General features: G+C 36.8%; 10 protein-coding genes. All 10 read right to left on the bottom strand.

The genetic code is table 11. The features are described 5' to 3' along the window. Positions 1-149: 149 nt before the first annotated feature. The gene (locus L5L91_RS03570) at positions 150-1,262 is read right to left on the bottom strand and encodes a glycosyltransferase (RefSeq protein ID WP_263202380.1); all 1,113 of its coding nucleotides are present in this window, start codon (positions 1,260-1,262) and stop codon (positions 150-152) included. After that, positions 1,253-3,139 (bottom strand): asparagine synthase (glutamine-hydrolyzing), encoded by a 1,887-nt coding sequence (asnB, locus tag L5L91_RS03575; RefSeq protein ID WP_263202381.1) that lies wholly within the window; start codon positions 3,137-3,139, stop codon positions 1,253-1,255. The genes L5L91_RS03570 and asnB overlap by 10 nt, the downstream gene beginning before the upstream one ends. A 365-nt stretch (positions 3,140-3,504) precedes the next feature. Then, a complete protein-coding gene (locus L5L91_RS03580) occupies positions 3,505-4,776 on the bottom strand; it encodes a glycosyltransferase (RefSeq protein ID WP_263202382.1) in 1,272 nt (423 codons plus the stop codon). 1 nt (position 4,777) lies between these two features. Further along, complete coding sequence (locus L5L91_RS03585; protein WP_263202383.1) at positions 4,778-6,190, bottom strand: lipopolysaccharide biosynthesis protein; 1,413 nt, start codon at positions 6,188-6,190, stop codon at positions 4,778-4,780. 46 nt (positions 6,191-6,236) lie between these two features. Next, a complete protein-coding gene (rffA, locus tag L5L91_RS03590) occupies positions 6,237-7,367 on the bottom strand; it encodes a dTDP-4-amino-4,6-dideoxygalactose transaminase (RefSeq protein WP_263202384.1) in 1,131 nt (376 codons plus the stop codon). After that, positions 7,351-7,917, bottom strand: a complete 567-nt coding sequence (locus L5L91_RS03595; protein ID WP_263202385.1) for an acyltransferase — start codon at positions 7,915-7,917, stop codon at positions 7,351-7,353. Before L5L91_RS03595 ends, rffA begins: the two co-directional genes overlap by 17 nt. A 15-nt stretch (positions 7,918-7,932) precedes the next feature. Next, positions 7,933-8,793 (bottom strand): glucose-1-phosphate thymidylyltransferase RfbA, encoded by an 861-nt coding sequence (gene rfbA, locus L5L91_RS03600; RefSeq protein WP_263202387.1) that lies wholly within the window; start codon positions 8,791-8,793, stop codon positions 7,933-7,935. A 72-nt stretch (positions 8,794-8,865) separates the two neighbouring features. Beyond that, a complete protein-coding gene (rfbB, locus tag L5L91_RS03605) occupies positions 8,866-9,966 on the bottom strand; it encodes a dTDP-glucose 4,6-dehydratase (RefSeq protein ID WP_263235698.1) in 1,101 nt (366 codons plus the stop codon). Positions 9,967-9,998: 32 nt separating this feature from the next. Then, positions 9,999-10,988 (bottom strand): exopolysaccharide biosynthesis polyprenyl glycosylphosphotransferase, encoded by a 990-nt coding sequence (locus tag L5L91_RS03610; RefSeq protein ID WP_263202390.1) that lies wholly within the window; start codon positions 10,986-10,988, stop codon positions 9,999-10,001. A gap of 97 nt (positions 10,989-11,085) precedes the next feature. Next, positions 11,086-12,051, bottom strand: a complete 966-nt coding sequence (locus tag L5L91_RS03615) for a Wzz/FepE/Etk N-terminal domain-containing protein (protein ID WP_263202391.1) — start codon at positions 12,049-12,051, stop codon at positions 11,086-11,088. Between the last annotated feature and the right edge of the window lie 273 nt (positions 12,052-12,324).

A 12,324-nucleotide genomic window follows, 5' to 3' on the forward strand; every position in this document is an offset into this window, starting at 1 on the left:
TATAAATCACAAACACTAAGAGTACAGGGAAATAAAAAACCTTTGATATGAATGAAAAAAAATCTGTAAAAGAAATAAACACTAAAAAAAATAAGAGAACGTACCTATTTAAATAGAGCTTACTATATTCAGCACTTATGCTTATAATATTAAACATGTGGTATAATTAATAGTGATAAATAAATTTTAATAACATTATTTCTTAAGTAGCGACTTGCTGAGAATTGTACTGATTTACTATCTATAGGCTTGTTCAAAAATGTCCTACATGTTGTCTCTAACGCGCTTACAGATTGATAATCAACCAAATACCCATTAACCCCTTCTTGAATAATTTCTCTTGGGCCACTCGGACAATCAAACGCGATCACAGGTGTACCTAACGTGATGGATTCTATCAATACATTAGGAAAGCCTTCATACAGCGAGGTGAGTAATGTCAATTTGGCATGTAAATAGTAAGGAATCATATCCGCTTGAAAGCCCTCAAAATCAACCCTATCGGCTACACCCAAATCTATAGCACATTGCTTTAATGATTGCTCCAAACTGCCTTGGCCAACAATTTTTAGCCGTAGGCTTGGAAAATCATTAGCAATACCAGCAAAACCTTCAATAGCGTAATGAAACGCTTTTTGCTTTTCTAACCTGCCAACACAAAGTAGGTAATCTCGCTTTACCACTTGGGTTAGATCATGAGTTTTTGCGTAGTCTTCGACATGCTTAGAGACAGGGTTATAAATCACACTGGTTTTATCTGCCAAGTGCGGAAATACAGAAACTAGGTCGTCACGCATTGCTTGGCACTGGTTAATTATATGATCAGCTTTACCATAAAAGTGATTAATTAACGGCTTAACAATATAGCGCTGCCAGCTGCCTTGTGGCTTCGCAGTGTTTTGTGAAAAGGTATTAATGTTTCGAGCTATAATTTTGGTTTTAAGACGAAATACACTACGTAACATGACCGCAATTACCGCTAGCTCGTAATTAAACACCAACAGTTTTGCGGGTTTGTGCTTACGGATATAGCGCAGTAAAGGTAAAGGCACATTACGGGCATGGTTAACCCCCAGCACGACTAAATTTACTTTAGGGCTAACACGCTCTAGGTAAGCCGCATTATTGGTGTGCAATACCACCAAATTAACCTGCCAGCCATTATCCGCTAAGCCGTTAGCAACGCTGACACATACACCTTCAGCACCACCGCCGGCGAGAGAGCTGATGAGTAGGGTTATTTTTTTGCTTACTACATCCATCGCTCTCTCCACATTTCGAACATTAATAAAAACCAAATCTGATTAACATTGACATCTGCACCCGCGAGATATTTATCACGTAGGTGTGCAACATAAAATGTATTGAATATACCGGCGCTCTCTATTCGATCATTACTGAGATAAAATAGAATATATTCTTTCAATTCAGATTTAAACCAATCAAAAATAGGTACACCAAAACCCATTTTAGGTCTATCCATGATGTCTTTAGGTATGTACTTGTGTGTGATTTCTTTAAGTAAATGTTTTTTTGATCCATTTTTAATTTTCATACTAGGATCGAGCCTAGCAACAAAATCAATAATATTAATATCTAATAATGGTTCTCTACCCTCTAAACCCACAGACATTGTAGCTCTATCTACTTTAGTTAAAATATCATCTAATTGGTAAGTTTTATAATCAATAGCAAGTATATTATCTAACCAATTTTGGTTTATTTCCGCGTCAAATTCTGTTTTTACTTTATTATACTTATTAACTAATAAGATATCTAAATCTATATCAGTAAAAGTTTGTGAGCCTATTTTTAAAAGGCCTTTCTCATTTTGTTCAAGCATTAGCGAAAATCGCTTTAAGCGAACGTCAGCATTATACATACCAAACTTTTTAGCAGTAGCGTGTAAAACGTCACTATTTAAACCAGTTTTAAGAAGGGGATATAATACTGAGGGGATTTGAGCAAACTTTATTTTTTTATTTTCAATACTAGTGTATTTGTCATAACCAGCAAAAATTTCATCACCACCGTCTGCACTAAGAGAAACAGTAACATCCTTTCTAGCTAACTGACTAACTAAGGTAGTAGGAATAGCAGAAGCATCACCAAAAGGCTCATCCCATATTTCTGGCAACTTAGGTAAAATAGCTAAAGCGTCTTTTTGCGTACAATAGTATTCGGTATGGTCTGTACCTAAGTGATCAGCTACTTTTTTAGCATGATGTGCTTCATTATATTTTGGCTCATGAAAACCAATGGAGAATGTTTTCAGTTTTTCAGTGCGCTCTGACTGTAATAATGCTGTAACTGCGGAAGAATCATATCCACCGCTCAAAAACATGCCCACAGCAACATCTGCAACCATGCGGTATTCACAAGCAAATTTTAATAGTCGCTCGGTTTCATCCATGGCTTCTTGTTCAGAGATATCAAGCTTGGGTTGGTTATAACAGTCTATAACGTCCCAATACTTATCTATTCTTAATGTTGAATTTTTGATGTTGAATGTAAGTGCATGACCTGCTTGCAGCTTGTGGGTGTGATTAAAAATCGTATGCGGTTGCGGGATATAACCATATTGCAAAAACAAAGCAAGGCCATCGTGGTTAAGTTCCTTTACAAAGGCAGGATGCTCGTGAAAACTTTTTAGCTCGCTCGCGAACATGAGCAATCCGTCTTTATGATACCAGTACAACGGTTTAACGCCTGCACGATCACGAATCAAAGTTAGAGTTTCTTGCTGGCTATCAAAAATTGCTATCGCAAACATACCGTTAAAACGATGTACAGCTTCGATACCCCATTTATGGTAAGCCTTTAAAATCACCTCAGTATCAGAGTGAGATTCAAAGCTATATCCATGCTTCTCTAGCTCTACACGGATTTCTTTAAAGTTATAAACCTCGCCATTATAAATCATAGCTAAATGATTAAAAGACATAGGCTGATGGCCATGGTTTGATAAATCTAAGATGGACAGACGTCGATGCCCTAGACCAACCTGAGTGCTATCTACCTGTTCAAAAAAATAACCACCATCATCTGGACCACGGTGATATAGGATATCAGTCATTTTTTTTAAATCAACAATACTTGACTGTCTTCTAGAATCAAGCAAGCCTGCTATTCCACACATCTAATTTTCTCTCTAAATGACGATTTATTACTAGTCAAAATTTATAGGGCTTTCAATTTTGGGCGAATTAACACGATTGAAATTCAAACTTTGCATGCCATTACCATATTGTAATATTTTGCACTCACATCAGTAGTACTTTGTGCTTTGTGCTTTTTTCTTTCTTTATATTTTTATATTTACAACAAGTTATATTTCGCCAATTGCATATGTCGCCTCCCACTCAGCCCCATATTAATCTTGCGCATCGCTTATAAACTTGCATATAATTCTCAACAAAAATTCATAGAACATTGAATTAAAAAACTTAGAAATGCTAAATTAGCTGATTTATATCATCAATAGGCATACAATTCTATTAATAATTATTTTTCATTAATATTGCCAAAGTCTTTAAACTCATTTCTCATAGGATGACTACTATTAAATCTCATATTTATTCTATCAACGACACGAGATAACTCATAAATCCAGCGATTGAAATTAAAAAAAACTTTTGGCATTTCAATGTTTTTTAATATATCCATTGAGTTTTGGCAGCTTTCATTAGTAAACGAATCAACACAGTTATTATGCCTTTCTTTTAATTCCTTTCTACAAATTTTCGATCCATTTACAAAATCATAAATAATATCTTCAACATTTAAAAGCGGCAGATCCAATCCTTTCAAGTTATACTCATATTGCCATACATCGCAAAAGTAACCGTATGTTTTAGGTTCTATCATATTCTCTATACCAGTAATACAAGGAACGCCTAATGATGACGCTTGAATAATTGCCGTGCCACTACCTATAAATAAATCATAGCTCGACACGGTTAAATCAAACTTTGAATAGTCTAAAGTGCCTTTTAAAACAATTTTATCTTGTAAGTTGGCTTTATTTATCTTTTCTTGTATTTGCTGTTTTAATGGCCCGTCGCCATAGATAGCAAATCTAACATCAATTCCTTTATCTATTAGCTTTTTAACAACATCTACCATATAAAAATTATAGGTTTTAAATTCAACCAAACGCCCAACAGCTGCAATTTTAAGTGGCGTTACTAAATCCTTTTTAAGTATTACATTCTTTTTGTCAATAACACCTAGTCTAAATGTTTTTGATTTTTCAAATTTTTGTTGCTTATGCTTAAGATATAGGTCGCGATTACCTTCAGAGAAGAAAAGTAATGATTCATCAGGAAGATAGTTAAATACAAAATTTCTATTTACTTTCTCATGCCAAGCAACTTTATTTCCACCCCACAAGTATTTTATATAGTGATAAAAACCAACTGTAATTGGGAGGTTTTTCTCTAATTGTTGAGCTAGTCGACTCCCAAGCAATGCATGCATGCCATCAGAAACGTGAATCTGGTCAATCTCTCTTAACTTATCTAAGAATATTTTCTGTTTTATAGGCATAAGAAGTGGGAGTCGCTCACAAAATAACGAAGGGCCATAAAAGATATCATTAGAAAAGATTACATTTGCATATTTTTTCATCTCACCAAGTAATTCTTGATTACTTTGTTCAGGTTTAGCGAGTAATAAAATTGAGGTTGATAAGTTTTTGTTAAACCGTTCTTTTGCCATTCTTAAAAAAAAAGTTTCAATACCACCAACTGGTAATGCTCCGTAAATGAATAGCATGTCATGCGCCCTTAATAATATTTTTCATTTCAGAAACGATCATTTTAACCCTATTAAAATAAACAACTAAAACTGATAACAGTAGTAGAAACCAAGCAATGAATAAATAATCGAAACGAGATTCACTAAGCACCATTAATACAGTTAGCGTTATATAGCAAATAACTACGCTATAAATTTTAACTCTTGGAAAACTCCACCAAAGCTTTGCCGTTGCTTCTGTTCTAACAACAAAATAAGTAAAAAAAGCTAACAATGTTGCTATGGCTGCACCAGATGCACCTAAATCAGGTATTAACATGTAATTTAATATTGCATTGACAACAAATGCGCATATTGAGGCAAGCATAGAAAACGAAGAACGACGGGTTATACCAATACCAACACCTGTTGTTTCTGATAGCATTATAAAAAGTGGCATAGCAATACAGGCGACAATTAAGTATTCGATAGCAGAATATTCTGGTGGTAAAAAATAAACCAACACAAAAGAAAATACACCTGCTAATGACCAAATTAAACATACTGCAAGTAACATACACTCAATTACATTTAATACTTTAGATTTATCTATTCCATTCTTTACCCACTTGTAAAAAACAGGATGCCATAGGTTTGAAAATATTACCGATAAAACTGATACCACCCCAGCAAGTGCAACCGCAAGGGCATAAACACCTAATTCTTCAAACCCAGAGTAACTACGAAGGAAAAATCGATCCATGGTTGTTAAACCCCAGTATGCAATACCACCAGCAACAAGTGGCAAACTAAAGGTTAGCATTCGATGCATTAACTCACGATTAAGCGGTTTTTTTATAGCGGGTAACCACGTTGTTCTTGTTAACCATGCAAAAATACTAACCGAGCTTGCAACGGCAAGTACATTCATTAACATCAGTGTTTGAAATTCAGCACGTAAATTGAGTAAAAATATAAAACCGATAAATATAAGTAAAAATAGCTTAGGCAGAATTTGGGTTGCTGAAAAAACTAAGCCTCGCTCTTCCATACGTACTACATGTGCAAAAAAATTAATCAAGTAGCTGCAGTAGATGCCAATAACAAGGAACCATGAAAGTAAACTTGAATCGATATTAAACAATAGTTTTGATATTGACCAAGGTGAAAACAATAACAACGCTAAAAATGCTGTTAAAACAATAAGGCCAGGCAACACCGCATGCTTTAACAATGCGGCTTTGTCATTCTCTTCATTGTATTCACGTACATAGGCTTGATGCATGGCTAGGCTGAATAATGACACGCTTAAACTTAGCGCTACTTGTAACATGGTTAAACGGCCGACATCTTCAACACTGAAAAACCACGCTACAAAAGGTAACGTGATTAAACTTAATGCCGCAGCTCCGATTGGACCTATCGAGAACTGTACAATATTTTTAACATTCAAAATATTAAACTCTTTATATAACTTTGATTAATGAAATTACTAATATTTAAAGAGTTTTAACAAAGTTAAAAATCATATTGCAAACATAATCAACCTGCTCATCAGTCAACTCATAAAACAACGGTAGCCTAATTAGGGTATCTGTAAATCTGTCAGAATTTGGTAAATCACTTCCTCTATATTTAGATAAATAATATTCACTTTGATGTAATGATAAATAGTGAAAAACAGCATGTATGCCATTATCTTTCAAGAATTGAATTAACGCGCTACGCTGCTCAAGGCTTTCACACACCAAATAAAACATATGTGCATTATTGGTCGAATAAACTGCAACTGACGGTAACTCAATACCTGAACCAGTTAACACTTGGCTTAATCTGCCATAATATCGCTGCCAAATTGCTTTACGTTTCTCTTGAATGGCATCAATACTCTCAAGCTGAGCATTAAGATAAGCAGCAATAATATCTGACGGTAAAAAAGATGAACCAATATCTACCCAGCCATATTTAGCCACTTCACCGCGAAAAAATGAAGATCGATTAGTACCCTTTTCACGGATAATTTCAGCACGATGAATATATTGCTCATCATTGATAACTAGTAAACCACCTTCACCTGCAATAATATTTTTAGTTTCATGAAAGGAGAAAGTCCCAAACGTACCGATACTACCAAGCGGTTTACCCTTGTAATAGCTATCAATAGCTTGGGCTGCATCTTCTACTACAGGGATGTTATGTTGTTTGGAAATCGCCATTATTGCATCCATATCACAGGCAATACCAGCATAATGAACTACTACAATAGCTTTTGTCTTCGGTGTGATTAACTTAGCTATTTGTACAGGATCAATATTGGGATGGTCAGGATAACTATCGGCGAATATGATATTCGCGCCACGTAAAGCGAATGCGTTTACAGTAGAAACAAAAGTATATGAAGGCGCAATCACCTCATCGCCTGGCTGAATATCTAGTAGGATCGCGGCCATTTCCAAGGCATCGGTGCATGAAGTGGTCATCAACACTTTTTTAAAACCATAACGCTGTTCAAAAAAATCATGACATTTTTTGGTAAACACACCGTCACCTGAAATCTTTCCTGATGCAACAGCTTGGGCAATGTAAACTAATTCTTTACCATGCAGGTATGGTTTATTGAACGGAATCATTTTTTAAATACTCTTGAAAGTGGATAAGTAAATTCTTGCTTCTATTTTTTACTCTTTTGGCGGGCACACCAAAATATACTCCCCAAGGATCTGTTGGTTTATTCACTAAACTCATAGCACCAACTGAACAACCTTCTTTAATATCACATCCTGGCAATATTATTGAACCAGCCCCAATTATTACATGTTTACCGATATAAACAGCTTGAAAAATTTCAGACTTATACATTTTGGGGATAGTTGAATTTGTCATTGTTTCCCCAGTATAATCATCACTTTGCGACATAATATGGCAACCATAGGCTACAGTTGAATAGTCGTCTATATAAACACCAGGTACACCGCCAGCAATGTTACAGTAGACGGTGATATGTATATTTTTACCGATAACTATTCGACCGGATAATACACAAAAATCATCGATTCTTGAGTTACTCCCAATTTCAATTAACTCTGGGTTGTAAATAACACACTTATCGCTAATTTTTACATTATTACCAATATATTTGAAACCAATCGAATTGATTTGTTCCTCTGTTAAAAATGCCATTCGCAAAATCCTTTATTACAAAAGTGATAACAAATATTGTCCATAGCTATTCTTGAACATTAGATTTGCAGTTTTTTCTACTTGTTCATGAGTTAGCCATTTATTACGCCAGGCAATCTCCTCTAAACAGGCAATTTTATAGCCTTGGCGTTTTTCGATAGTTTCTACGAAAGAAGCTGCATCATGTAGGCTTTCATAAGTACCAGTATCGAGCCAAGCAAAACCACGACCTAATAACTCAACATTCAACTCACCCATTTGAAGAAAGGCTTGATTAATACTAGTGATTTCTAATTCACCACGTTCTGAGGGTTTAACTTTTTTAGCAATATCAATTACTCGATTGTCATAAAAATATAACCCAGTTACCGCGAAATTAGATTTTGGGGTAATAGGTTTCTCTTCTATGCTAATGGCCTTCTGATTTCGATCGAACTCCACCACACCAAAACGCTCAGGATCTTTGACTTGGTAACCAAAAACCGTAGCACCTACTTGGCGCTCTGCTGCCCGCTTTAAAATTGGCGAAAAACCTTGTCCCCAAAAAATGTTATCCCCAAGAGCTAAACACACGCTATGGTTACCAATAAACTCTTCACCAATAATAAACGCTTGTGCTAAACCATCCGGGCTTGCTTGAACTGCATATTGCAGATTAATACCAAAGTCGCTACCGTTTCCAAGAAGGCGTTGAAATGATGATTGGTCCTCTGGCGTGGTAATAATTAAAATATCCCGAATTCCCGCAAGCATAAGTACAGAAATTGGATAGTAAATCATTGGTTTATCGTAAACAGGCAATAACTGCTTTGATACCCCCTTAGTAATAGGGTACAAACGAGTGCCAGAACCACCTGCGAGGATAATTCCTTTCATATTAAAATTAGTTCCTAAATCGGCCTTAGGTTTAAAGAAAAATCTGAGCTTTAAACAACATAATAAAAGAGATTAAATGCCTAAGCGCTCACGTTGATAGCTGCCATCTTGAACATGCTGGCACCATTCTTGGTTAGTAAGATACCACTCGACGGTTTTACGAAGGCCTGTCTCAAAAGTTTCTTGAGGTTGCCAATTAAGCTCACGGCTTATTTTAGATGCATCAATGGCATAGCGGCGATCATGACCTGGTCTATCAGTAACGTAGGTAATTTGATCTGCATAAGCCGTGGCTTTAGGCACTAACGTATCTAAAATACTGCAAATAGTTTGTACCACTTCAAGATTCTGTTTCTCGTTATGGCCACCAATATTGTAAGTTTCACCGACTTTGCCACTTGTAACAACTTTATAGAGTGCACGAGCATGGTCTTCTACATATAGCCAATCACGGATCTGATCACCTTTACCGTAAATAGGCAATGGCTTGCCTTCGAGTGCATTAAGGATCACTAGCGGGATCAGCTTTTCAGGGAAGTGATAAGGACCATAGTTGTTGGAGCAATTAGTCACTATGGTAGGTAAGCCATAGGTACGTAACCATGCACGAACTAAGTGATCACTTGATGCTTTAGAAGCTGAATACGGACTGCTAGGAGCATAAGGTGTTGTTTCGGTAAACAGCAGCAAGTGCTGGTCACTTGTTATTGGTGAATTGTGATTAGCGCCCACCATGACTTCGTCAGGGTGAGGTAAATCGCCATACACTTCATCAGTAGAAATATGATGAAAACGAAAGGCTTTCTTTGCTTCCGCAGATAAAACATTCCAATAAGCACGTGTAGCTTCTAGGAGTGTATAAGTACCAACAATATTGGTCTGAATGAAATCTGATGGACCTGTAATTGAACGGTCGACATGAGACTCTGCCGCTAAATGCATAACTGCATCAGGTTGATGCTGTGCAAATACTCTATCTAGTTCTGCTCTGTCACAAATATCCACTTGCTCGAATGCGTATCTTTCATTTTTGTCCACGCTTACAAGTGACTCAAGATTGCCTGCATAAGTCAGTTTATCGATGTTAATTACGCTATCTTGGGTATTGTTGATGATATGACGAACGACTGCAGACCCGATAAAGCCAGCACCACCAGTTATTAGAATTTTCATTACGTCTGACCTAAAAAAATAACGAAGGAGAACTATCTTCCCATGCCAAATAACACAACTTTCACCGTTTTTAGTAAAATTTTAATATCCAACAATGAGCTATGGTGCTTGATATAATAAATATCATATTTATGTTTCCAAACCGCATCCTCAACTGATGCTCCATAAGGATAACTGACTTGGGCTAACCCTGTTACTCCAGGCTTAACCGCATGGCGAAAACGATAATAAGGAATTTCTTTTTCTAACTCGGCGATAAACACTTCGCGCTCGGGTCTAGGTCCTACTATTGACATTTCCCCCCTAAGAATATTGATTATCTGAGGTAATTCATCGATACGCGTTTTGCGAATAAAATTACCCACTTTAGTTACTCGGATATCATTTTGCGTTGCCCATTGTGCTCCAGCTTTTTCAGCATCACTGCGCATAGAGCGGAATTTTATCACCTCAAACTCATCATTATATTGCCCAGTACGCCGTTGCTTATAAAATACAGGCCCTGGACTTTCTAATTTTATAGCTAGTGCAGTAATCAGCCCGACAGGTATAGCTATAGAACAAAGTAAAAGAGCTGCAAACAAATCAATTATACGTTTAGCTAGTTGGGTGCGTTTAGTAGATAAAATGGAAAATGCTTTTTGGTGCAAAAAATAACCACTGTGGAGTAAGCGTACTTCAGTATAACCCAGCCTCTCATCCAGATAACTGACCAAAGGTTCAACCCAAGCTCCTAATTCAGTAGCCTTAACCAAGAATTGCCTTTGCTCTTTGGTTAAGCGCGCACTTTCAAAATGGCAAATCACTTTGCAACTTAAATCAGTAATGCTGTAATCATTAACTACCATATCGAATGAGTAATCATCAATAATCTCACCTATCTCTAACTCCCTATCTTTTGGGCAATAGACATAAATAACCTCCTGAGTTAGTACCTGTCGTTTTGACTTAAAACGTTTAATTACTGTTTTAATTGGTTGAAACTCTTCGGCATCTACTATTTCATTTACTCGTAAATTCATACAAAGACCTAATTTGTTAACCATTAGGATGGCCTATGGCATGCAGAGCACAGCTATATGACTTTAAAATCAAATGCGGAAACCCTACGTTGATATTCTATACACTCTGTTTACGAGCAAAGTGCCTTATTAAAACAAACATTACACCTAACATACTGCCAAGCATAGTGCCTAATACGCAAATTAATGCGCGTTTAGGTTTTGCCTTTTCTTCAGGCACTAATGCGGGGTCAATAGTTTTAAAAACGTATTCGTCGCGCACTTCAGCAAACATGATAGTTTTCGCTTGCTCTTCTACTAACTTATACAAAATGGTTCGAATATCTGCCACATTAGTTAAAGCAATTTGTTTATTTAAAAACTCACTGCTACGATTCGCCTCAGCTACATCGCGGTCTTTCATTACTTTGTTAATGTCTTGGATTAACCAAGCGACCCACTGCTGCGCAACAGCAGGTGATAAATACTCAACTGAAATAGTGACCATTCCAGTTTCTTTCGCTTTATTAACAGCAATCATTTTGCTAAAGACTTTATAGGCCTCCTGCATTGATGGTTCTGGTTTAAATGGCGCTTTAGCTTCACGTACCCAAGTATTGGTTTGCTCATTATAAAGCTTAGGATCATAAATTAATTTATCAGCATCCCTATCCCATTTTTCGACTGCCATTAAATCGGCGAGGATATTGTGTCTTTGAATAAAATCACTGGTAAACTGTCGTGACTTTAATACCTCAATGGCTAGCTCTGTTTTATCCGTACCACCCTTAGCACCTAAATTTACCCCAGCTAAGCTAGCTAAGCCGCCAAACTGCGATGCTAATGCACTTAAACCACCGCCTTGCTCTTCAGATGCTGGGGCTAATAAAGCTTCGGATTTATAGATATTGGGTTGTTTTATTGCAAAAATAACCGCACCAATAGCAAATACTGCCGTAATAGCAATGATTAACCATTTGCCTTGCCAAATAACGGCAAATAACTCACGAAGATCGATTTCGTCATCTTGCACAGCCGACGGAAACTTTGCATCTTGTATATATTTGTTTATTTCATTAGACATTTAAAACTTATCTCGTTATGTAAGTTCTCGTAGACGGTTGACGGAACGCTTCGCTCGCAGATAACGGTAAAAGCAAAGCTAAGAACGTTGACGGTTGACGATTGACGGAACGTTCGCAGTCTCACTCACGGAACGCTCGATAACTGCTCCTGCGTTATTCTACCTCCTGCATCCATGCAGTCGTTCGCTTACCGTAAAGGCAAAGCCCGTTCCGTTATCCGTGAGTCACGTATTGACGTTCCGTTATCCTAGTAACATCCGTTAGTCACGTAG

Source organism: Shewanella sp. SM55, assembly GCF_025654025.1.
GTDB classification, from domain to species: Bacteria; Pseudomonadota; Gammaproteobacteria; order Enterobacterales; family Shewanellaceae; genus Shewanella; species Shewanella oncorhynchi.